Origin of the sequence: Cyclobacterium plantarum (genome assembly GCF_011290685.1) — a bacterium.
Classification (GTDB): Bacteria; Bacteroidota; Bacteroidia; order Cytophagales; family Cyclobacteriaceae; genus Cyclobacterium; species Cyclobacterium plantarum.
Genome location: NZ_JAANYN010000004.1, coordinates 152,065 through 177,590, shown reverse-complemented (window position 1 = coordinate 177,590; position 25,526 = coordinate 152,065). Strand labels below are relative to the sequence as shown.

Here is a 25,526-nt window from a genome sequence, read left to right as displayed (position 1 = left end):
CTTCATCTTCATTTAAAGTTTAATGTTCAGACCAACGGTATAGATGGCCGGGATAGGGTATACCTGCCGGTCAATACCATTTGCCACTTCGGGATTAAAACCGTTGTAATTAAACATCGTTAAGGGTCGCTCTGCAGTAAGGGTGAATCTGGTCTCAGGCATTGTAGTGCCGAAAACCTCTTTGTCTGCAAGGGTATAAGAAAGCCTTACATTTTGAATTCTGAAATAGGAACCGTCTTCCACAAAATAATCGCTCAGATTTTGGTTCCAACCCTTACGCAAGCCTGCAGCGGAGGGGTAACGATTGGATGTACCCTCTCCTCTCCAAAGGTTATTGGCAAGTTCGGCATCCAAGTTGGTATCATTGGTGAAAATGATTTCTCCCCGTTTCCGGTTTAGGATTTTATAGCCGGATTGCCCTTGAAAGAGGGCTGAAAAATCCAGGTTTCTATAACGGAACCCTGCATTAAAGCCATAAGTCAGACTGGGCAAAAAAGAGCCCAGTACCACCCGATCCTGGTCATTGACCATACCGTCTCCGTTTTGATCCCTGAAAATCAAATCGCCAGGCTGCAGGTCATTGTCGTTGATGAATTCCTGGGTGTAACCGTAAGCATTTATTTGCTCCTGAGATTGGAAAACCCCATCCGTCTCATATCCGAAGAAAGCCTGATAGGGCTGACCAATAATGGACCTTTGTCTGAACTCTGCTGAACCTGCATCCAGGCCTTCTGCCCCACCCAGACCTAGAACGGTGTTTTTAAGTGTTCCAAAATTTCCGCCAAAATAATAGGAAAAATTGGTAGTCAGGTTATCCTCCCAATTGGCCGCCACTTCCAGCCCCTGATTCCGGATTTCACCCACACTTCTCCTTTCACTGGCACGGATTACCGGAGGGATGATGCTCACCGCAAGGTTTCGTGTATCTCTGATAAAATAGTCCGCTTCTATAGAAAGCCTTTCCCTGAACATGCGGGCATTCAGACCGAAATTTCTTTCTACCGTTGTTTCCCACTGCTCTATCAAATCAAAGGTTGGATCCAGACGCCGTCCAATCACCAATACCCCATCAATGGCAGCATTGTTTTCCACCAGCACCGGGGCACCTACGGAAGGGCTGATACCATCATTACCCAATTCACCCCATGATCCGCGAAGTTTTAAGAAATTAATCGCATCTACATTAAAGAAGGCTTCTTCAGTAAGCACCCATCCTGCACCAATAGTGGCAAAATTACCCCATTTGTTTTGGAATTTATTGTTACCATCTCGCCGAAAGGTACCATACAAAAGGTAACGGTCATCGTAATTATAGGCCACACGGGAAAAATAAGACTGAAAGAACAAACGTGATCCTCCATCGCCAATACCATTGAGGTCAAAATCAGTCGCATTATTCAGGTACCAGAACTGTTCCTGGTCCCTGTCCGGATTAGGATTGATATTTTCCCCCCTGGCAAACAAAGCTTCATTGGTTTCGCTCCTGTAAGATTGTCCCAAAACGACCGTCAGGTTATGTCTGTCAAAATTGTTTTGGTAGGTAAGGAAATTATCCCAAATCTGATCATAACGGTTGAAGGTTCTCCTGTTGATGGACGATTGCCGCTCAGTTACCCCATCGTTATAGGCAAAGCCAACGTTCCTGCTGGTTACCGATTCCAGGTTGTAATTATAAGACGTTTTGAAGGTCAGGTTATTGGGAATAATTTCCAATTCGGCATAAAAGTTACCCAGTATTTTCGCAATCTTGTTTTTGTTGTCGGAATATAAAAGGCTGTAAAATGGATTTTGATTGCCCCTGTATCCGATTTGCTGGGCATTGGAGAGTTGATAGGGCTGGGCATTTTCATTTTGCTCATCATACACCGGAATGATGGGTACTGCAAAATAAGACCGGAACCAGGCCCCATTATCCCCATTGTACTGCTCTCCTGTACTGACATTCAGGTTACCGCCTACACTAATCCAATCCTTGAGATCGGCATCCAATTTTACCCTGAAATTCATCCGCTTATAGCTGTTACGGGTATCTTTCATCAGACCCTGTTGATCAAAGTAACTACCTCCCACGGAGTATCGGGTCCTTTCACTCCCTCCATTGATAGATAGGGTGTGGTTCTGGATGGTAGCTGGCTGCATCATTTCAGCATACCAATCTGTGTTCACATCCGGCAAACTGGGATCAATGCGGCTTCTGCCATACCGCTGAATGGCATTTTGAACAAAAGCAATATCCGGAGCCGATCCTGTCTCATTGATGTACCCGACAAACTGTTGGGTATTGGCCATTTTTAAAATATTTTGTGGGTTTTGTACCCCATAATAACCATCATAAACAATTTCCGGCTCCTGATTGTAACTACCGGACTTGGTTTCTATGACCACTACACCGTTTGCAGCCCTTACCCCGTAAATGGCGGATGCAGATGCATCTTTTAAGACGGATATGGTTTCAATATCGTTTGGATTCAGAAAATCAATATTATCGAAAAACATGCCATCTACCACATAAAGGGGAGCCGCTCCACCTTCGAAAGAACCAACACCTCTCACACGGACGGTAGGAGAAGCACCGGGTGCCCCGTTACTGACGATTTGTACACCAGCCACACGGCCTTGAAGCGCCTGCATGGCTTGAGAATTGGGCGTTTTGATGATATCATCAGATTTTACAGTGGTAATGGCAGAAGTAAGGTCCTTTTCCCTTTGGGTACCGTACCCAACTACTACCACCTCCTCGAGATTTTGCGAGTCTTCAGAAAACACCACATTAATCTGGCTCCTGCCATTGACATTCACTTCCTGGGTTTCAAAACCTATAAAAGAAAACACCAGTATCGCCTCGGAGGAGCTGACCGTTAATTCATAATTACCGTCCATGTCGGATACGGTTCCGTTGCTGGTATTTTTTTCGAGAATATTCACTCCCGGAACCGATTCTCCTGTCGGATCAGTAATATTTCCAGATACAGAAATTTGTTGAGCGATGGCACTTGAGCCAGCCAGGCTTATCATCCACAGAAAAAAGCCCAGGCTCCATCCCAATTTTGCTGGAATTTTGGGTTTAAAATATCCCTTGCTGTAAGTAAAAGGAATTTTCATACATCAGTTAAGTTAGGTAGTATTTAATAATTTAATAGGAAATCTGACTATTGGTATTTCCTCCGAAAAGGTAATCTAAAGACTTAAAAACATCTGAATTCCAATAAGAAATGTTGGAAATCTGGGCTCTAAAAATCGAAAAATTCTCCTGGCTTTTTCCAGTTTAATAACATAAGAATCATTGTTATTTTGCTTTAAACAGGATTTTTAAAAATAAACATCCAAGGAATTTATCAAACTTTTATATACTTCGCTATTGGAGGCCAAAAAATTTAATTAAAGATATTATAATTAAAAAATCAGGTAGACAAGGGTTGCAAAAGAATCAGTTCCTCCCATTTCAAACTACCCTCTTCAGCTGCTTGCATTCTTTGATTTACCTTTTTCCGAAAAGCCCAAATTGTATTCCGGCCTAAATCCAAAACTTCTGACAATTCATCAAGGGTCATCTTGTCCTTCACCTCCAGGGAAGCATAAAGAATATAAAAGGCTTTTTCAAGAGGGAATTTAATTCCATGAAAAATCGTACCAGCTGTTGCGGAATCAATGTGTCCGCAATGGGTGCATCTCCGTGAAAACCATTTTGGGCCTTTTCCAAATTTGGTTTTGCCGCATTGCCTGCATGAAAAACCTTTTCCCCATTTGAGATCCTCCAAATACCGGTAACAGGCCGATTGATCCGGAAAAATATTGGCAAATTCTTCCCGGGAAAGGGATTGTTGAGAAATTCGTGCCTTGTAAGAATCCCTGATTGAACTTTTTAACTTCCAATTATCTTTGTCGAGTAAGGCATTTATTCTTTTGATCTCCTTATCCTTATCCTGCAATTGCTGGTTATAATGTTCGAGTAAACGGTTTTTTTCCTCCAATTCGGTAGTTCTGTCTTTTACCTTTGTTTCCAACTCCAGGTTTACTCTCTCCTTCAAAGCTATATTTTCCTTGTATTGATTCAAGGAACGCTTTAATGCTTTATCCCGTATTTCTTTCATGATTCGGATCCTGTCTCCCAGAGCAAAAGACAACAAGACCATCTCAACCAGAAAAGCAAAATGAAGGCTATAGTAAACGATGATATGGTGTGGTATTATGGCATAGCTTGCCAGGACTTTTATCAATACTCCAGTAAACAAAACACCATAGGCCATCACAAAAAATCGCGCTGCCTGAAAATTCCTGGATAACAAATAAATACCTGTAGAAAATATCAGTAAGAAAGGAATCAGATCAAAAAAGGAAATTTCAAAATAGGATTTATCAATCAACAGTCCTGCCATGAAAATCATGGATTTGAAAAACAAAGAAAACCAAAGCAAATAATGAAAGGTTTTAGCCCTTCTACGGGTGTTTAAAAAGCGGATAGTAAACAAGACAGCCCAAAAAACAATAAAAAAACTAAATACGCCATTCACAAAAAAGTTCAATTCTGGCAATTGCGGCCAAAAATATTGGAAACCTATGCCATCCAAACTCATGGCATAAAATCCCACGCTCAGCAAGTATAAAATATAATAGATATATTTCATTTCCCTTACGGCCAGAAAAATAAGGAAATTGTAAAAGGCAATAATGAGAATCATGCCATAAAACAAACCATAGAGAAAATATTCACTAAGGGCATAATGAATAAACCGGTGAAGTGAGCGAACCGCAATGCGGATATCGGCCTTCTGTGTGGAATTGATCTTAAAGTAAAAATTCTCAATTCTATCCAACTGGTTAGGGATTTCGTGCTGAAAATTTTTATGGTAGAAAAGTCGGTTGTTAAAGGGGAGGTCGTCCCCCATTAATCGCCGTTGATACATTCCGTTTTCATCCGGAAAATAAGCTTCTATCTTATCTATACTTTGATCGTAAAATTCCAGCAACCACTTTTTGTCGCTATCTGGGTTATTGGCTATAGAAAGTTTTACCCAATAAGTATGACTGGTATTGAAATCATTTTTACTGAAATTTGCATCGATTTTAAAATATTGCTGGAACTCCTTTTTGATGATGTCTCCAAATACCAGGGTATCGGATGTATCTTCAAAAAATTCAAGCTGGTCTATGGCATATATTCTCTCATTCCAGTTGTCATCTATGGCTAATGTTGCTTCTCCTGAAATGCGCTGCCCAAATCCAGACTCAGACAGCAGCAAAAAAGCCATCACATGAAACAATTTGATCAGGAAAGGTACTCTACTCAAACGAAACAGGATATACATGTCACATTACCTTTCTAAATTAACCCCATAAGGTCAAAAATCAGTTCCCAGTTTCAACTAATCCTGAAAGGTAAAGTTCAAAATTGTTTTTTCCTTGCTTAAAACCAACTGCTGAACCAACCTGAGCGCCATCTCCTGGGTTTTACCTGCTCTTTTTCCATTTCGTAAGGAAGTACCCAGACCTGGCCTGCACTGTTGCCAAAATAAAGTTGGCTTTTACTGAATTCATTTGGATTTCCATCCGCCCAGAAATAATAAAAAGGATCCTGACCATCAACTACTTTTCTGATGTAGTTATGGTTTCTTTGGCTCCCTCTGGTTAAAGTTTTTGCCTTATCCCAATTGGCTCCTCCATCATTGCTTTTCCACATTTCTACCTCTCCACCGGCTCCCCAATCCTGCGGGCTGTCAGTCGTTGGACCAATTACCATCCAGTCATCTCCTGCCACCCAAAGACTTCCCATATCATAGTTTTGATCCGATTCGGTAATGACATGGTCTTCCCATGAATTGCCGTTCCAATGAACCACATGCCACTTCCTGCTTCCATTTTCAGGACCGGGTTGATGCCCTATTCCTTCCACATACAAAGCAATAGGATTACCTTCAGAATCAAAATTCACATCCTTTAAATACACATTCCTTTTTTGGCTGAAATACTCCTTTACCAGCCCGGAGGAAGTCAAATTCACTACCGGAATTGATACTTTGTTTCCTTGCACATCAGTCCATGTTTCTCCAAAATCAGTGGTTTGAAAGTAATATAGATTGGTTCTGAGGTCTACATTTCCATTGGGATGCCAATTGCAGAAAAAACCAATTTTATTACCGCTTTGACCACTAATCTGATAATGCCCGCTATTGTCGTCCCCATTTCTTTTAATGGCTACCAACTTTTGATCAGTAGACCAATTCATTCCATAGGCACTTGTTTCAAAATACAGCTCCCTTATGCCCGTATATTTGGTGAATAAATTGAGAAACCCCATTTCTGGAATATATTTGGGTTGAGGATAGGTCATTTCTTCCTCGGAAATCAGATCAAAAGCATCAATTTTGTAGGGTTCCTTGCTTTTGTATTTAAAACCCATCCTTTTTCTCCCTCTACCGCTTACAAAAACCCATATATGACCCTCACTATCTAGTGACAGGCTGGGGTTGTCATGGGGATCATCCACCCCCATTTTATCATGAACGATCACAGGTTTGCTCACCATTCCTGTTTCATGATCAAACATGCCTATCATACACAAAAGGTGTTTCTCACTTTCAGACCTGGTGCCCCCGTATACAAAAAAAGTCCGGTTGACCTCCGGCGCATGGATGGCCAGGGGAATATGCTTTGCAGTGTAAGTACCCAGGCCGCCTGAGTATTTGTCTCCATATGTGGAAAATTGACCCAGAGTAAACCAAATACCTTTGTACCCATCAACAGTGGGGAATTTCTCCTGAGCAACCGATGGTTGCCCAAAAGAAAACAAAATAAAAAATAAGTTGGAAAGGATAAATTGGGTATGTCGCTTCATGAGATATTTTTTCAGTGAAGCACAAAAATAAATAAATTGTTGGATAATAATATCAGTTCAGTTGAACCATAAATTGCCGGCCAAACCTATAATTTGAATTTTTCTTTAAATTGACTAAAATCCTGAATACTGAATGGTTTTACCCAAAAATCAACCACTCGTTTATATTTATTAGCTTTGCGCTTGTCTGCAGCCTCAATGGAAGAAGTAATGATGATCACCTCTATTCTTTGAGAAAGGTTCATGGCATCTAAAGTGTCCAAAACATCCCATCCTGATAAACCAGGCATATTGATGTCTAGAAACATAAGATAATCTTCATCAGGTAATGCATTCTCCGCAAGAAAACCTACAAGATCCTCTCCATTGTTGAAAGAGGTCACCTCATGGCTTATCCCGGCCTTTTCCATCAGTTTCTTCTGCAACAAGATAACAATGGGATCATCATCTACCAATAATATTTTCACTTTAAACCATTTAGCTTTAATATCTTTAACTTAAAAAGAGCAATAAATACAATTTAACATGCTGAAAGGGCAATTGAAAGAAAGTAATTATTTGACATGCATATTTATATATTTAAAATACATTTTTTCAAATGTAAAACAAGTAAAAGGATTTAAAAATTAATTGCGCTAATATTTTCCGGAAATTTCTCCAAATCCATTTTATGTTATAAAAAATATTTATATGTTAATAAAAAAAGCCATTAACCGGAAGTTAATGGCTTTGCTAAATACTTTCATAACCTTAAAAGTGGGTAAAGAACTAAAATCAAATCTCAAACATTTTTTGATAATGGGGACTACTCGCCAGAATTCCACCACTTTTTTGGTAAAATTCGGGACCTGTAGGGTACACACCATCTTTGGTTTGTACCCAGGATGCATTTGACATCGGATGATAGCCAAGCATTTGATCCCAGTTTTTATAGTATTGATGTCCGTTTGTTTCCTGAAGACCCAGGTTCATGTCAGGAAAAGGAGCCAGACGGGCAGCCACGTTTTTGTTCCAATCTACCAAAATGGGATTAACAGTAAGGTCGGCACAGAAACAAGGAACCTGCTTCTCATAGGCTGCCTGCACAATTTTCATCGTCATGCTCATTGTTTTGGCAATGGCCTTAACCGCAATGGCCGAATACCCCTGTTCAATCCTTTGCAGGGCATCCTCCACCGTATGAGCACTTTCATCGGCAGCAATGCGTACACCAAGATCCCCTACATAAGTAGGATTATCCTCTCCAAAAGGCTCTTCGATAACCGCTATTTGTTCAAATGCATCAATTTTTTTAGCATGGTCCAAGAACCTTTCCAGGGTTTCCTTCTTTTCGTAGCGCTCATTCACATCAAAATAATAGGGTATTTTTCCGTTTTTGGTATAGGGTGTTTTAAGATGGCCCAGGGTTTTATGTACGGCCGACAAAAATTCAATATCCTTGGCAAGCATTTCCTTCTGGGTTCCTGCCGCTCCTGTCTTCAGTTTCATGATAAAGTGGCCCCGATCCGCTGCTGCCTGTATGTCTTTGATAGATGCACCCACACTAAAAGAAGGAATACTGGCCACCTTGTCATGTTTGTGGGATAATCCTGGCTTATAGGCATCAGGAATCATCTCATCAAAGGTTTTTAATCCATTTTCGGCGCCAAAAAGTAGCCAGGCAGCATTGTCCACAGGTACCAATGCATTTAATGCAAAGGTTTTTTTCAGATCGGGATTATTTGTTATTTTTTTCCCATATGCATATACTTCGGGAAATATATCATCCAATAAGGTCACAGGGTCCACAAAACTATTTCCTTTAATAATCTGCAAGGCTCTTTCAGTCATGGCGTACATCAGGGCATTCCCTCCCGTAGTGGAATGGGACTGAAATACAGCCTTGTCAGACCACAAAGTCCCCTGAGTACCTATACCAATCTTCTCCATCCCGCTCTCAGACCGCATCAGTGCCACGGTCTGCCATGCCTCTGTGATGGCACTACCTTTAAATCGATAAGGGTATAAAGGTTCTCTTTCAAAGTTAGAATCAGTATGGGTAACTTTAATCGCTTTCTTCATTTTAAAATTTTTATCAGGTTTTCCCAGACTTATGAAGGGAGAAATGCCCAGACTTCCGGCGGCCAGGGCTAAACCGGACCGGCTTAAAAATGTACGTCTGCTCCATTCTTGATTGTTGTTCAATTTCATGGGTTTTTGGGGATTTGGTTAAGCGTATACCAGGATTCTGAGGACCATAATGACTCACCTTCACTGCTTTTCAATGCTTCAGCAAGCTTGAAATAAATGACATGTTGCGGCTTTAGACCTGGAATACTCAGATAAAGTTTCTTTCTATCGGAAGACCATTCCATTTTATCGGGGATCAATTCTACCTGATCAAGCTTTGGCCCTCCATAGGATGCTGTAGGTTCATACCTCCACTGCTCCAAATGTATCATCTCTCTATTGAAGTTGTTCAGGGCTACGGGACTTGTGAATTCAATCTCAAAACCATCGGGCTTGGCCCTTATTGCCAACATTTCAAAAGTACTTTTACCATTAAATTTGATTTTTTCCAGCCCGAACTGGTTTTCTTTCCAACTCCAGCCTCCTACCATACCTACTTCTCCTACATACAATGCACCGTCTGGTCCCCATACCAATCGGTTCACCCCTGCAGTGAATCCCTGGGAAAACCTGAATACGGCTCCCTGGTATTGTCCGTTTATTTTCTCCAGAAAATCCCGCTTGATTCCTCCGTGTGTCACATCCCCATGCAGCATCTGGCCTTTATAAGGTCCATCTTTCATCAAAATAGGCTCCGAAGGGGAATTTCCGATTTCCTTATCGGGCAGCCAAATCGCAGGAGGCGCCATGGTAGGCGGATCTTTTTCGGCTGCTGCCGAAAGTCCCCAGGCCATGCCGTTATAGGCTCCTTTTTGAACATGCAACAGCTTGTTGGCAGGCAGCCACTGACCCTGATTGTCCGTTACAAAAAGTTCCGCATCCATTCCAAGACCTATCCCATTTGGCGTTCTCAAGCCATAATCCACCTGTTCGTAGCTGCCATCCCTGCTAATTTTCAATGTCCTGCCCCTGTCGGGTAACTGCCTTTCGTTGGCCATCAGGCGCATGGCCATGGACAAGGTGATGTAAAAGTGATTATCCTTATGCACCAACCCGAATGCAAATTCATGGAAGTCATCTGTCACCCCCCAGGAATCACAAATCACCCGGTATTCATCAATGATGGCATCGCCGTTATGATCAATCAATTGGGTCAATTCATGCTTTTGCAGGACAAATATCTCTCCATCAACTACTTCCAAACCAAGTGGCTCCGCCAGACCCTCGGCTATCCGTTTGACGGATACCGCAGCTGGATCATCCTCCAAAACCCCATCAATCAGGTAAAGTCCTCCTATCGAATCCCAGGTGCTTACCAATAAGCCGCCATCCGGTAAAAAAGCCAAGCCCCCAACTCTGGGTTGAAAGTTTTCACCATGTAGTGTAGTTAAATCATAGCTTGGATGTACCCCCTCCAAAGGCGCACCATGCCCCGGGTTAAGCCTCTCTTCCTCTGCTTTTGAAGAACCGACTTGTCCTACCTGAAGCTGCTGTTCCTCAACGGGTTCCTTTGGTTTGAAAGTGAAAATATAATCCAAAATGGTTTTTATCTCCTTTTCGGCCAGGTCGGGATGTGGGTTCATAGGGGTATCCCCCCAGACACCTACTCCACCCTCTTGTATTTTTTTGGTAAGCAAAGCGTAGGCCTCCTTGCCTTTGGAATATTGGGAAGCAATTTGCTCAAATGAAGGCCCTACCATGGCATTGTATTCCTCATGGCAGGTATAACAGTCGCTATTCTCCATCCATAAAATGCCTAAATGATCATAACTATCTCCAACTGCCGGCGGTTTCTGGACCGGTAACGCTTCAAAATAATCTGTAATATTGCTTCCATCCTGGATAACATGCCGCTTCAGTCCGTTTTCACTGACCAACTCAATGGAGACAGCAGGGGACTGACCATTCAAACGGAAAGATCTTTCAAAACCGGGTTTACCGCTAGCATCCCGCTTAAATTCGGGGCTTTCCTGCAGGGAAATCCGGCTTCCATCTTTGAGCAAAAATTCAAGATTGAGGGTGATTTTATTGTCCAGAAGCAAATAGCTTTTGTATTGCAGGTCAAATGGAATTTCCTGTCCATTTTTCGAAATGACCCATTTCCCCGGCAATTCGTTTTCTTCATAATAAGCGGTTCCCCAACTGCTGGGCTGTATGTTTTTTTTGTTTGTAAATACTGTTCCTTCCATCAAAATCCCCCCTTTCCAAACCTTATAAAGCTGCCCTGTGGACAAATCATAGGCGGCGTAACAAGCTGAATCCAGTGCAAGGCTAAGCATTCGGGGTTTTCTATCCAAAACTGACCGAAAGGCCCAGGGATCCCTGGGCCGCTCGGGAGTTTCCCTGCCTTGGGGCTGACAAGCGGACAGGGCCAGGCCCAGTAAGGCTACGGTAAAAAGATGACAGCTTCTAAACATCATTATTTGAAAATCAACACTAATATACTTTTCGGAATCAGAAAGGCCCCTTCTCTGTTGTATTCAGGGCCTTATCACCGCCTGGCATGGTTCCCCTACTCCTTTCAATATCAAGTGCTTTACCTGTTTCTTTGTTATACCAGTCTGCGGTAAGATTTTGTGGCAGGGAATCATCTGTTTCCTCAACCCATTGATCCAGCACCCTTCTTAAATGATCCAATGCAAATTCAGCCTCTGCTGTGGCTGCCCTGTTTAGCCATAGTCCCGGATCTTCCCTGAGGAAGTAAAGTTCTTCATGCGGTCTGGGAGAAGCAAAAACATCTGCCTGAACCGGATTGAGCATACCTTCATCCCTTTGCCGCTTCAAGTCTGCAAAAGCATCGCTGGCATTGGAATCTGCAGGACCGGGATTACTGGATTGAGGCCGGTTGTTTCGTATAAACAGGAAATCTTTGCTTCTGACCATCCTTTCATGGGCTTCATGGTCATGCCAGTTATGTTCGGCAAATACATAGTTCCTGAAAGGTAAGCCGGGATTTTGCAAAAGGGGTAAGAAACTTTTTCCCTGAAAATTATCTCCTATCGCTACTCCCGCCAAATCCAGAAAGGTGGGTGCCAGATCGATGCTACTGACCAAGCTTTCCGAAACCTGTCCTACTTTAGGTATACCTTTGGGCCATTTGATGATCAAAGGCGATTTGATCCCGGAATCTATTAGCCTGGTCTTGCTTCGGGGAAAAGGCCTGCCATTGTCTGATAGTATTACAATAACGGTATGTTCCAAAACCCCTTGTTCCTCCAGTTCTTTTTCCACCTTTCCGATAAAATCGTCAAAACGGGTAATTTCATCGTAATATTGGGCCAGATCTGCTCTGGTAGCTTCGGCATTTACCAAATGTCTGGGTACATCAACACTGCTTTTGTCATGAGTGCCGGAAAAGTCATTCGTTCCCCAGGGCCGGTGGGCATCCAGTGAAGCCAACCAAAGAAAGAAAGGCTTACCTTTAGGTCTTTCCTGCAGCAATGGAACCCATTGTGCTTCTCCACCATCCCCTATTTGCGGACCCTTATCATAAATGATATCAAAACCTCTCCTCGGGGCAGGGCCCATGTGCCATTTTCCAGATTGGCCCGTAAAGTATCCGGCCTCTTGCAATAATTCAGGAAAAGTAAGGATAGATTCCGGTAGAGGCGTATGCAATTCAGCTGCACCGGCATTGTGCGGGTACCTTCCGGAGATGATGCTGCAGCGGCTGGGACTGCAGGAGCTGGTGGTCAGGTAAAAATTGGAAAACATCAATCCCTCTTCTGCCATCCTGTCAATATTGGGAGATTTGACCTGAGAATTTCCTGTTGCCCCCAGGTCTTCATAGCCAATATCATCCGCTATGATCATGATGATATTGGGTCTTGGGTCTTGTGCCCATGCAACAGAAAAGGCATGGCCAAGCAGGGAAATAAATACCAATAGATATAGCTGCTTCATTCCTCAAAATCTTTTTCGTAGTCCGAATCGTTGACCCAGCCGGTATTAAAGGATTCGCCCTCCATAAATCTGGTGTAAAAATCCCTTTGGCTTTCCTGGGCATATTCATAATCATCAAATATGTCGCCATTGCCAAACATGCGTGGGTCATCCTGCTCCTTTAATTGATTCACCATCTGCTCGGCCAGGTTGTCTTTTATGTTTTGGTATTCAGGGTGCAGGGCCAGGTTATTCAGGCATAAAGGATCCTTCTGCCTGTCGTACAATTCTTCAGCTGCTCTTTTTCCAAAAGACAGGTTCCAAAAATGCTCCTCTCCTTCCACCCTTCTTTGATTAAGGATTACCGTCTTTGTGGGACTACCGTCCGTATTGAGATAGCCTGTTTCCGGATTTCCTGCCGGCCAGCGGTTGGTTTCAAAGTTTTGAATATAGGTGTATTCCTCCGTCACAATTCCCCTGATGGGATAACCCTGATCATCAGGTCTTCCGATATCATGGCGCTCTTTTCCTATCAATACCCTGCTTCTGGAAGGGTCCGTTTTACCTGATGCATCGGTATTAAAAATAGAAACCAGGCTTTTGCCACTCATGATTGCCATGCCCGAACTGTCCGGGTGAATTTCGGCCAATTCCAGGAAAGTTGGTGAAAAATCCGTAAAATTGACAAAATCATCGATTATCCTGCCGGGATTCTGAATGCCCCTGCCCCACATAATGGCCAGGGGCAAGTGGTTGGAAAGCTCATAGGCCTGTCCCTTTACCCGTGGAAAGGGCATGCCATTATCTGCCGTTACAATGACCAGGGTATTGTCCAATTCACCTCTTCTTTCCAATTCTTCCAACATGTCCATCAGGTGCCTGTCAAAATATTCCGTTTCAAAGGCATAATCCAATAAATCATTTCTCACCGAATCATTATCTGGCCAGAATGCGGGAACCTGATCAATCATGTCCAATGACTTACCTCCCAGGGCCACGCCTGAACCAAATTCATAAGCCCTGTGAGGCTCAGTGGATCCATACCAAAAGTAAAAGGGTTCCTCCTCCGGTTTCTCATCGAGAAACGTTTTAAAATTGCCCGCATAATCTACCCGGCTTATTTGATCAGTAGGTGGATCCAATACCAGATCACTAAACCTGGGTCCGGTAAGCCTTCTGGGCTCACCATTTCTTTCTCCTGCATTCCCGGGTGCCCACCCTTTGCCGGTAAATCCCGTGAAATAACCATTCTCTCCCAATACCTCTACATGAGATAAAAATTTGGAAGGGAAAAAAGGCACATGGTTGGCTGCTTCTTCCAATTGCCAGGAATTCCTTCCTGTTAGGATAATCGATCTGGAAGGAGAGCATTTGGCATTGGGCGTATAGGCCCTGGTAAACAACAAACCGTCATTGGCAACCCTGTCAAAACCAGGAGTATTGATCCAATCTGTACCGTATGCACCCATATGCGGATAGGACAAATCATCTGCAATGGCGAAAAGGATATTGGGCCTTTTGGGTTCTTCCTCCCGGGTCTGGCAGGCCAGGGGCAGTATAAAAAGAAATAATAGAAACTTGTTCAGGTTTTTTTTTATTAACATCCTGGTTGGATTTCGATTAGTTGGAGGAAACACAACGGAAACCAGTGTGCTCCAGGCCTGTATCCGGAGAAGACTTCATTTTTGCACTTACCCTGTACCCTTCACAATAGGATACATTGCAAAGAAAAGAGCCCCCTTTTACGATTTTCTTGGGAACAGTAGGTTCCTGGGGATCATAACTATCTTTTGGTCCCTGGGGATTTACAGCTACTTCTTCCTGCAATCTCGAATAATAATCTTCCCGGTACCAATCGTTGGTCCACTCCCAAACATTGCCTGCCATATCATACAGTCCATATGGGTTGGGCTCGAAAGACTTCACAGGTGCCAGGCCCTGGAAACCATCCTCTCCTTTATCGGTAACGGGAAACTCTCCCTGCCAGATATTGGCCATAAAACCACTTTTTTCAACCGGGTCATCTCCCCAGGGAAAGGATTTTTCATTCAGGCCACCACGCGCAGCAAATTCCCATTCTGCTTCAGTTGGCAAACGTTTTCCAGCCCATTTTGCGTAGGCAACGGCATCATCCCAGGCAATATGCACCACGGGATAATCCTCCTTTCCTTCAATGCTACTGCCCGGCCCCTGTGGCTGCTTCCAGCTGGCTCCGGGAGTCCACTCCCACCATTGCGCAGCATTGTTTATTGAAACAGGCCTGTCCGGAGAATTAAAAGTTAAAGATGCAGCCACTAAAACCTCATCAGGTGGTTTGGGCGTACCGGGAGGCAATTGCTTTTTAATTTCTTCCCAGTCAGGCTTTTTCTCTGCTATAGTCACGTATCCCGTTGCATCTACAAATGCAGCAAATTGCGCATTCGTAACTTCCGTTTCGTCCATCCAAAAACCATCCACCTTTACCTTATGGGCAGGCAACTCATCCTTTCTACCCCTCTCGTCTGTAGCTCCTCTGGTAAATTCCCCACCCTCGATCCAGATCATTCCATCGTGGGTAACCGGTGCTTCCCTTTCGGGGATATCATTTGTTGCTGCACTTTTGTCGGTTGAAAACCTGTCAGGAACATTATCGTGGCAGGAGGCCATTTCTGCTGCAAGCTCCTCATCCCCCGTTTTTTCACTATCGGAGGAATTGGAACAGGAAAACAGAAAAGTAGCTGCGATAACCGCAACAGAAAAAAGGCTTATTCTTTGGTGCTTCTTCATTAGTAATTATATTTTACTTTCAATTTAATCAAGTTAGACAAAACGGCCTACAGATCAGTTTAATTTTTGATCAATACGCCATGAAATAGAGGTATCACCAGGTTCCATTCAGATAATCCAACCTGCGCTTTACCTCTGCATTGGTGTTTTTTAATTTTAATTTATCTGGTACGGCCAAACCTTTATATTTGCTGTGATCATTGAAATATACCAGTGAATTCATTCCAATCAAAATGGCTACCGGATCCTCCTCTTTTTGCATCCAGGCCATAAGCGAAGGAATGGGATTCTCTACTTCCAGAATCCCCATCAATTCAATGGCCCTCAATTGGACCATGGCATTTTCTTCTTCTTTCCAATCCGGAAACGCAGCATAGTCTTGTTTGGCATTTCTTCCATGAGTTGCAGCTACCTGGTAAGCCCAGTACTTTTCCAATGCGGAACCCTCTCGAAGGGTTTTAAGCAAATTCCCCCTTACCTTATTCCAGGCTTGCAAAGCCCAATCATTGATCTCAATTATCCTTTTCAAATCCTGATGGAAACCTTTGCCGTAAGCCACCGGATTGTGAAGGGCCTCATTTACAAAGACATTTTCAGGTAAAAATCCCAAATCATTGTTATCCAACAACCAGTTATTTAACTTTTCCCTCAATGCTACAAGTACCTTTTTCCTTTGCGGATCAGCAGCCAGATTGTTGGTTTCAAAAGGGTCATTTTCCAGATTATACAATCGCTCCGCCGGCTTTGGTTCAAAAAAAGCACTTTGAATAGCACCTAATTCTCCGTTCTCAAACAATTGCTTCCATTCAGCAAATGCCAGCATTTTATAGCGGTAGTTATTTTGCAACCCATCCGGGTAAAAAGGCTGGAAACTGCGGATATATTTCCATTTCCCTTGGCGAACCGATCGGACCATTTCGTATTTCTCATCAAAGCGATCGGCATGACCATATGCCTCATCGCTAGATTCCAATCGATTTCGCCTTAATCCATTTCCCAGAAAGGGTTTGCCATCCATGGGTTCAGGAATGTCCAATCCCGCCAGATGGAGCACGGTAGGAGCAAAATCAATAAAACTCACAAAGGCTTCAGGCCGATCTCCTTTATTATAGGGCACCAAGTGCTTCCAGTTTTCCGGAATCCTGACCACCAATGGCACATTCAAGCCTGTTTCAAACAAATACCCCTTACTACCCGGCAATACACCTCCATGGTCACCAAAATAAAAAACAAAGGTATCTTCCAGCAAACCTTCCTGCTCCAGTTCATTGATTTTCCGGCCCACCCAATCATCTATTTCCCTGATTTTATCTCTGTGATAAGCCGTGGTAAACCGAAATAATGGGGTATCCGGAAATTGCGGCATCAACTTCACCTGATCGGGATGATCCTTTGGCTGGTAAGTCCTCATTAGTTCTTCCGGAAAATGCAGGCGGCTTTCATGGGATTCCGTAAAAGTCTCCTGATGGAAAAATGGCTGGCCGGGTTCAGGCCGGTTTTTCCAGGAGGCTGTATTGGAAGAGGCATCCCATACCCCGGCACCTTCTTCAGCATTGTAATCTTTCTTGGCATTGTTGGTGGTATAATAGCCTGCCTTGCGCAGATAGGCTGGAAACATTTCCAGTCCTTCCGGCATGGGTGCCACTTTAATTTTACGGTGCAGGTGCATGCCTGTTCGGGTAGTCAGCGTACCTGTAATCAAGGTGCTTCTGGCCACGGAACAAACAGGGGAATTTGAAAAGGCATGCTGATAGGCCAGGCCATTGGCTGCCATCTTCTGAATATGAGGACTGTTCACTCCTCCGGATGCAAAAACCTTCATAAAATGCTTCGAATTGTCCTCAGAAATCAAAAACACGATATTGGGTCCCTCCCTTTTTATTGAAACGATTTCATTAACTTCACCAGCCGCTAAACCTCTGGAAAGATCCGCAAAGAGGGTACAAAAAATAGCAACAAACTGGAAGGTTTTATTTAATAACAGCATACTAAGAAATTCGAATTTGATGATGAAATGGAGTAAACCCGGTGAGGAAGGCGGTAGGGGCATCCATTTTCGGCAGAGCCCCCCTTATCTGCACCCAACGGTGTTCGTGAATTCCAGGACCAAAGTGAATAGTCGATTCACCTGAAGAATATTTTCCTTTACCTTCCTTTAAATAGACCACATCTTCCAACTGCTCATGTGGGACTGTACCCACAAAGGTACCTCCAGGTCTGAAAATCAATTCCACGGCCACGGGTACATGGTCGGTTCCCTGAATAGCTATATCAAGCAAAAATCCCCCATCGACTTCACTGATGATGACTTTACTGCTCAATTGCTGAACTTCTGATTGCGGTCTTTCAGAGCGGGGCATTTTGGACCAGACTCCATCTCCGGGTATTTTATCTTTTGGAAAAGGTTGGTAATAGGGTCCTTCCAAATAACTCGTCAATACATATTTGCCATTTTCTTCCCTAAATGAATCAGCAGAAAATTGACCCTTTCCAAAAAAAGCACTGGCAAACCTGATTCCCTGCAAGGCCACCTGCTTTTTGTGAAAGGTAAAAAAAACAGTGCTTCCCGCCAGAATAGAGGCATCATAGGCCCCTCTCCTGATCCTGGTAAGCTTGGAATTTTCAAAGGTCCTGGCATAATCAACCGGCAATGGATCTGTAGCCGGTAAATCCTTCCAGAGTTCCGGGTCTTCCAGAAAATAATACAGGAAACCAGTGGTTTTCTCAAATGCCGTATCCTCAATTAATCTGCATGCAGCAGCAAACTGACCATTATCGTCTTTCAATGCCAGGTACCTGTAGGGATAATAATAATTTTCCAGGGTACCAATAATGGAGTTGTCCTGCCTGCCTGAGGCCTCCGTTACAATTTCCCCATTTGGGTGCAGGTAATAAAAATTCATTTCCAGATTTTTCCGCACATGGTCCAGAAGTTCCGGTTTATCAAAGCCCCTGGCAATACTGATCAATACCCTATTGCTGAGCGAGGAATAGATGTAACTGCTTTTCTCCTCATATTGTCCGTCGGAATCCATGTCAATTCCCTCCATGAGCCATCTTTCGGCCCTTTGCAGGTATCCCGGGTCCTTTTTGATTTTGTACAATTCTGCCAGGGCGGCACATACCACCCAGCGGTGGTTGGGGGTGTGAATCCCTCCTACTTTTAACGCCTCACCTGCCTGTATCAAAAACTGATACAGGGGTTTCAGGATTTCTTTTTTTTCAGAAACGGTACTTTTATCCAATAGCCGCCAAACCGGAGACAGCCATTTCACAATAAACCCGGTATCGGGAGTGGAATGGAAATTGGTGGAAAGCAAATCTATTGTTCCATCGGCATGCTGCAAATTCAGTAAAAAACCCGCCGTACGACCCAACTTCTCCACCAGATCCCTATCATTATGAAATTGAGATTCAGTACTTATCAGGGAACAAATACCTGTTTTAAGGAAGCTTGTGGCCGCATGGGGAGAGGGCATGTCCTGAGCATCAAGTACAGCTCCGTAATAAGGGGAAGAAGGCTGGTTTACATATCTCTCGGATATCCTTTTTACTGCCTTGTCATTGTTGGCGATCATTTCTTTCAGCCATTCTGGTTTTTGCGCTTCCCTGGAAAACCCGGAAAAGCCGTCCAATGAGAACGGTATCAATGGTGCCAAAAGTGTGAATTGGCCATTTTTACGGATAAAAGATCTCCTATCCATTAATTTTGGTTTGGTTTTGGGTTTAAATTAAATGTTGAATATACCAAATTTTACTTCCTGTAAAACACCGCCGGTAAAAAATCTAATCCCGGGCTACCCAAATTAAAACTCACTAAACCATCAGCAGGCCGCATTCCCTCATATCGGCATGAAATTCTGCCGTCCAGAATCGCTCGAAGAGGCCTCCCCTCTCTTCAAAACTCTCCTTAAACTGAGCAAAGCTCAACAATTTACTTTCCCGGGCCAGTTTTTCAAGTATAGCTACCAGCCACCTACCCTGACTTTCCTCCAGGGTAAAATCGATGATAGCGGAAGGACTGTGGAAGGTCAATTCCAGAAAGGTTTGTCGTTCCCTTTTCCTGTTTGTTTTTTTGATTTCAGGGGGATTACCCAACCATACCATTTTGGCAGTTTGTTTCTGGGGGAAGTTATCTTCTGCCTCCAGGCAATCGGCGATGTAATGCGCTTCAATACCGGGAGAGGGAATCTCAAAATCAAACCAATCCTGCAGTGGGAAATCAAAACCTACCCCATGCATGTAATTGTAGAGCGAAGTTTTTAATCCCTGACTGAAAATTTGATGATCAATACCCGATTCGTCTTCAAATGCAATATCGTTATTGGCAAAGCTTATCGCCTTTTTATCCGGTATTACCTGGAATGCTTCGGGATGTAAACCCACCGGACTATGGGCTGTCATGGCAAATTGATGCCAAAATCCGGATTGCAGTACTCCGGACTCAAAAAGCTGCCTTACCATTTCCAGGCTGTCAATGGTTTCCTGCACCGTCTGGGTGGGATACCCATACATCAGGTAGGCGTGAACCATGATTCCGGCTTCTGTAAAATTACGTGTCACCTGCGCCACCTGAGCTACCGTAACTCCTTTGTCAATTAACTTTAAAAGCCTGTCGGAAGCCACTTCCAGGCCGCCCGAAACAGCAATACAACCGGATGCTTTCAGTAGCAAACAAAGATCTCTGCTGAAACTTTTCTCAAAACGAATATTGGTCCACCAGGTAACAGTCAATTTTCGCTTCATGATTTCAAGAGCAACCGCCCGCATCAGTGCGGGTGGGGCTGCCTCATCCACAAAATGAAAACCATTGTCTCCGGTTTGCTGCATGAGTTGCTCCATACGGTCCACCAGGATATTGGCTGCGATGGGTTCATAGATTTTGATGTAATCCAGGGAAATATCGCAAAAGGTGCATTTCCCCCAATAGCAGCCATGTGCCATGGTGAGCTTGTTCCACCTGCCATCAGTCCATAAGCTGTGCATGGGATTGGCAATTTCGATGACCGAAATGTATTGATCCAGAAAGAGGTCCGAATAATCCGGGGTACCGAGCTCAGACTGCCGGTAATCTTTTTCATCAGACAGGTTATTGTAAAATACCTTCCCCTGATCCAGCACAAAGGTTCTTTTCAGCCTACCGGTATTTCTTGTTGATCCGATTGGATGTAGGACATGTTCTACCAACAATTCGATGGGCTTTTCTCCATCATCCAGAGATATAAAATCTACAAATTCAAAAACCCTGGTATCTGTCAGGGACCGCAGTTCCGTGTTGGGAAACCCACCACCCATGGCTATTTTAATTTCCTTGAAATGAGCTTTTATATGTGCCCCACAACGAAGGGCACTGTAGAGATTACCTGGAAAAGGGACAGAAAAGCAAATCATTTTTGGCTGGAATTGGCGGATTCTCTGATCCAGTATGGCCAATGAAATCTGATCTATATAAGTTGGCTTCTGTTGTAAATTCAGGTAAAGCTCATCAAAACTGTTGGCACTTTTTCCCAGGCGCTCTGCGTACCGGCTAAAGCCAAAATAGGGATCAATACATTCGATGATAAAATCAGAAAGATCTTCCAGATACAAAGTGGCCAGATGTTTGGCCCGATCCTGCATGCCCATATGACCAAAAGCTTCATCCAAATCATCCAGTTGTTCAAAACGGGATGCTCTGGGTAGAAAATTTTCCGTACAAAGTTGCCTGGCAAAGGTTGGTGCCTTGCCCTGAAGAAAGCGAATCACCCCATCGATGGTGTGGAGATAATGCTCCCTTAAGGCAAAAATTCTCTCCGCATTTTCTGAATCAATTGTTTTTTCTTTCTTTGCCTGGGAAAAAATTCCTTTCAGGCCATTCTTCGAAAAGATGGCAAGAATGACTTCAATCCCCAGATCCATTTGAAAAGAGGAAATGTTTCTGGTATTCAAAAATCCCTTTAGGTAAGCCGTACCCGGGTAAGGTGTGTTAAGCTGGGTAAACGGAGGCGTGATCAGCAATAAATCGTTCAAGGGAATTGGTATCTTCGTGATTAAGGTACAAAGGTAAAGAAAACCCTTCTTTTCTGTACTGGTTTAACCAGGAATATGTATTTGGTTTCGTTTTGCCATTGCACTTGTCGCATTTGTGCTAGCTAAGCAGTCCATGCTGCCGGCAAACCTCCCCCAATTAAAGAAATAGCCTTCAATTAATTTAATTGCATAATCAGGATTCCCGGATTAAAATCCCCGAACAATGGGTAAAATAACGTGACTTGGTCGGGTTCCACCATGGTGGATGGTTTGGCTGGCAATGCGTACCTCCGCATCGCTGCCCAAAGGCTTCCCGGTATTCGGGTTCCGGTCAAATTGGGGAAAATTACTGGAAGTGATATCGATGCGGATGCGGTGTCCCGGTTGAAAGACATTTGCCGTACCCATCATTTCAATGTCGAATTCGTAGACCTGATTGGGTTTCAGGAGGTTTATTTTGTCCAGACCATCTTTGAAGCGGGCCCTGAGAATTCCTTCAGATACCGGATAGGCACTTCCATCCGGGTACACATCGACCAGCTTGATCATCCAATCTGTATCGGGCCCATCGGTTGCCGCATGCAGCTTCATTTTAACCGGACCTGCAACAGCAACTGGTTCTGTTAGATAATCCGAAGTGTATACCAGGACATCGTTTCTGCGTTCAATTACCCGCTGATCTTTGGGCCCTGTGGTGGTAGGAGTTCCACAACAATTGTTCCCTCCATAAGTTATTACCGGATGGTTGGGATCGTACAGGTAGGTATCCGAAGCACTTGTTTCAGGCTTTTCAAAAGTGAGCTTCCCTTCCCCGCGTAAGGTGTTTGCCGGACCATTGCCTGTCAGATAAAGTGCTTTGTATTGCGTTCCGGGGATTGGCCAGTCCTCCTCCTCCCTCCAGGTATTTTCCCCCATATAAAAAATCTTAACTGGCTTTTCTTCATCCAGTCCATTAGCTATTCCCTTCAGGTGAAAATCATAATACCTAAGTTCCTCTTCAAACAAATCTATGAAAGCATGCTCCCCGAACTCCAAATCACCGAATTTGGTACCGGGTCCATGCCCCCAGGGTCCCACCAACAATTTTGTACCCTCACGGGCAGCTGCCGTTCCTCCATGGTTTTTCATGCCCGTATATCCATTCAGGGTGCCCATCAGGAAAATATCAAACCAACCGCCGGTATTGTAAGCAGGGACCATCACCTTATCAAAGCGTTCTTCATCACTAATAGATTGCCAGTACTCATCGTAACTTTCATGCTCAAGCCAGTCACGGTAATGTTGCACTTTATATCCCGCACTCTCCAGGTCTCCATTTTTAAGCGGGAGGTGCATCAAAATGTTTTCATACCTTAATTCCTCCGGAGTATAACTTGCTGTGTGCCAGTATTGAGGCAACATGATGCGGTTTGGCATGCGCACCACACCCCAACCATAGTTAAAGCTAAGGCGAAAAGCGCCCCCCATGGTGATCCAGTTGGCATATAGGTTGGTAGAGGCGACCGAAGGGAAAATAGCATCCAGGCTGGGGGGACCCTGACTGGCCGCAGCCCATTGGTTATGCCCCAGGTAAGAACCGCCCTGCATGGCTATTTTGCCATTGGAAAAATCTTGTTCAGCAATCCATTCAATGGTATCGTGTCCGTCATTCGCTTCGTCCCGAAAAGGATCCCATTTACCTTCGCTTTCGTACCGTCCCCTCACATCCTGAACAATACCGATGTACCCACGCTGGGCAAATTTTATCATCCGCTCATGATGAACGTTATCCCGCTGTAATCCATAAGGTGTACGGGTGACGATCACCGGGTATTTACCTGGGTTTGCAGGACGATATATATCAGCATACAGTACAGTACCATCTCGCATGGGGACAGGGACTTGCCGGACAATCCGAATCTCATTTTGAACTGGATCCGGATCATGGGCTAGCATTGGCGTACTTCCATTCAAAGCAAACGAATAAATGAATCCCAAAACAAGAAAGAAAGCCTGTTTACGGTAACACCATATTTCAGAAAGGGGGAGAATTTTTTGGAATCGCATAATGTATCTTTTTAAATAGCTATATGAGCTTTGGATCGGGAATTTTCATTTTCTATCCTGAAAATAAATAGTATCGGGTTCATCAGGAGAACGATATGTCAACAGCATCCATATGGTATTTAATTTCGCAAACCTAAATCAATATTTTTCCGGGTATATTATTATTGGTATAACATCATGTATAATTGGCAAAAAATGGATTTAATTAAAATTTCTATAAATCCATTTTTGAAAAGAGGCTTCAAATGATAATCCAGATACCTGTGTAAACAGAACTTTTTCTATCTACTTTTTTCTGCCAGCCTATGGCTCATTCATAAGCCCACCCCACCTGGGCCCAAACCTCCGGACCATCATTTTTTTGAACGGGACCGGGAGTGCTCCGGCCATTTTTGATCAGTCGGATCATTTCTTCTTTCATCTCCTTTACGCGTCCCGGATATGCTTCCACCAGGTTATTTTGCTCGGATGGATCTGCGGAAAGATCAAACAACTGCCAGTCCGGCAAGCCCTCCAATCCATCTCTGCTAAGAGGCTCGGTCCACCCGCCGGAGCCGGGCCAAAAGATCAGTTTCCATTGGTCCCTGCGGAGTGCAAAGCGACCTTCAATGGAGTGGTGGACGATGGAAGGTCTTGCTGCTTTTGCATTGGGCTGCGCCAGCAAGGGGAAAAAGCTAAAACTATCCTCACCGGCATTATCTGGCAGCCGTCTATTCAGCATTTCAGCCACCGTGGCCATCAAATCAGTGGTACAGATCAGCTGTCCGGAAGTTTGGCCCGGGGAGACCCTATCAGGCCAGTGAACGATAAAGGGCACCCGGTGTCCACCTTCGTAAATATCGGCCTTGTGCCCACGAAATCCCCCACTGGGATCATGGCCTACACGCTCCAATTCCGGGTAATCCGCTCTTGGTGAGCAGCCATTATCTGAGGTAAAAATAAACAGGGTATTGTCCAATATCCCTTGCTCTTCCAAAGCTTCTGCAATGCGGCCCACCACATCATCTACCTGCAGCATAAAGTCCCCGTACATATTGGTATTGCTTTTGCCCATAAACTCCGTCGTCGGTAAAATGGGCGTATGCGGTGCCGGAAGCGCAAAATAGAGAAAAAAGGGATCTGAAGTAGCAGATTGCCGACGGATATAATCCACCGCTTTGTCGGTCAGGTGTGGCAAGACTTGCACATGTTCGAAATCCGCACCCGTTGGGCCGTCTCTCCAAAAGCCTTTTTCATCCACATTGACAGTCCTCCTGTCCGGAAGGGCTGTTACCCGGTCATTTTCAATGTACACATAAGGTGGAATGTCCAGGGAGCTGCTAAACCCATAAGCATAGGAAAAACCAACCTGATTGGGGCCGTTTTTAATCGGCTGGCTGTAGTCCACTTCCAGGATCCGGTTCAGATTATCGATGTTTTCATATTCCCGTTTGAAAGACCAGTCCCATCCCAGATGCCATTTACCAACAAATGCCGTATGGTATCCGGAGTTTTGCAGGTATTTACCGACTGTCAGGCGATCCGTTGAGATTAGGGGAGCAGAATACCCGCCCAAAACCCCATTTTTTAATGTAGACCTCCAATTGTAACGCCCCGTCAGGATACCGTAGCGCGTTGGGGTACATACTGCCGCACTGGTGTGGGCATCCGTAAACCTCAGGCCGTTTTCAGCCAATTTGTCCAGGTTTATTGTATGGATACGGGATTCGGGATTGTAGCAGGATGCATCACCAATACCCATATCATCTGCCAGAATGTAAACAATATTTGGTTTTGTCTGATTTTGGGCTTTACCGGAAATACCAGGAGAAATCAGTAAAATCAACAGGATCAGATGTAATTTGGGAAGCATTATCCGGGTCTTATAGTTTTTGAAAAGATG

14 protein-coding genes are annotated in these 25,526 nt (G+C 44.1%); all 14 read right to left on the bottom strand.

Features of this window, described 5'->3' with window-relative positions:
• Positions 1-12 precede the first annotated feature (12 nt).
• Positions 13-3,102, bottom strand: coding sequence for a SusC/RagA family TonB-linked outer membrane protein (locus G9Q97_RS10920; RefSeq protein WP_166146766.1), 3,090 nt, complete (start codon positions 3,100-3,102; stop codon positions 13-15).
• A gap of 299 nt (positions 3,103-3,401) precedes the next feature.
• Positions 3,402-5,288, bottom strand: a complete 1,887-nt coding sequence (locus G9Q97_RS10915) for a 7TM diverse intracellular signaling domain-containing protein (RefSeq protein WP_246255604.1) — start codon at positions 5,286-5,288, stop codon at positions 3,402-3,404.
• Positions 5,289-5,404: 116 nt separating this feature from the next.
• Positions 5,405-6,832 carry a BNR-4 repeat-containing protein gene (locus G9Q97_RS10910; protein ID WP_166146764.1) on the bottom strand — a complete coding sequence of 476 codons (1,428 nt, stop codon included), beginning with the start codon at positions 6,830-6,832 and terminating at the stop codon, positions 5,405-5,407.
• An 86-nt stretch (positions 6,833-6,918) separates the two neighbouring features.
• Positions 6,919-7,299, bottom strand: coding sequence for a response regulator (locus G9Q97_RS10905; RefSeq protein ID WP_166146762.1), 381 nt, complete (start codon positions 7,297-7,299; stop codon positions 6,919-6,921).
• 307 nt (positions 7,300-7,606) lie between these two features.
• Entirely contained in the window at positions 7,607-9,022 is a 1,416-nt protein-coding gene (locus G9Q97_RS10900) for a mandelate racemase/muconate lactonizing enzyme family protein (protein WP_166146760.1), read from the bottom strand.
• Positions 9,019-11,361 carry a cytochrome C gene (locus G9Q97_RS10895; RefSeq protein ID WP_166146758.1) on the bottom strand — a complete coding sequence of 781 codons (2,343 nt, stop codon included), beginning with the start codon at positions 11,359-11,361 and terminating at the stop codon, positions 9,019-9,021. The genes G9Q97_RS10900 and G9Q97_RS10895 overlap by 4 nt, the downstream gene beginning before the upstream one ends.
• Positions 11,362-11,395: 34 nt before the next feature.
• On the bottom strand, positions 11,396-12,844 hold the full coding sequence (locus tag G9Q97_RS10890; protein WP_166146756.1) for a sulfatase family protein: 1,449 nt from the start codon (positions 12,842-12,844) through the stop codon (positions 11,396-11,398).
• A complete protein-coding gene (locus G9Q97_RS10885; protein WP_166146754.1) occupies positions 12,841-14,427 on the bottom strand; it encodes a sulfatase family protein in 1,587 nt (528 codons plus the stop codon). Before G9Q97_RS10885 ends, G9Q97_RS10890 begins: the two co-directional genes overlap by 4 nt.
• A gap of 16 nt (positions 14,428-14,443) precedes the next feature.
• Positions 14,444-15,589: a formylglycine-generating enzyme family protein gene (locus G9Q97_RS10880; protein ID WP_166146752.1), complete on the bottom strand. Its 1,146-nt coding sequence runs from the start codon at positions 15,587-15,589 to the stop codon at positions 14,444-14,446.
• Between the two features lie 94 nt (positions 15,590-15,683).
• Complete coding sequence (locus G9Q97_RS10875; protein WP_166146750.1) at positions 15,684-17,576, bottom strand: sulfatase family protein; 1,893 nt, start codon at positions 17,574-17,576, stop codon at positions 15,684-15,686.
• 1 nt (position 17,577) lies between these two features.
• On the bottom strand, positions 17,578-19,293 hold the full coding sequence (locus G9Q97_RS10870; protein ID WP_166146748.1) for a hypothetical protein: 1,716 nt from the start codon (positions 19,291-19,293) through the stop codon (positions 17,578-17,580).
• A 112-nt stretch (positions 19,294-19,405) separates the two neighbouring features.
• The gene (locus G9Q97_RS10865; protein WP_166146746.1) at positions 19,406-21,598 is read right to left on the bottom strand and encodes a B12-binding domain-containing radical SAM protein; all 2,193 of its coding nucleotides are present in this window, start codon (positions 21,596-21,598) and stop codon (positions 19,406-19,408) included.
• 207 nt (positions 21,599-21,805) lie between these two features.
• Positions 21,806-23,644, bottom strand: a complete 1,839-nt coding sequence (locus G9Q97_RS10860) for a CocE/NonD family hydrolase (RefSeq protein WP_166146744.1) — start codon at positions 23,642-23,644, stop codon at positions 21,806-21,808.
• A 310-nt stretch (positions 23,645-23,954) separates the two neighbouring features.
• Complete coding sequence (locus G9Q97_RS10855; protein WP_166146743.1) at positions 23,955-25,496, bottom strand: sulfatase family protein; 1,542 nt, start codon at positions 25,494-25,496, stop codon at positions 23,955-23,957.
• Between the last annotated feature and the right edge of the window lie 30 nt (positions 25,497-25,526).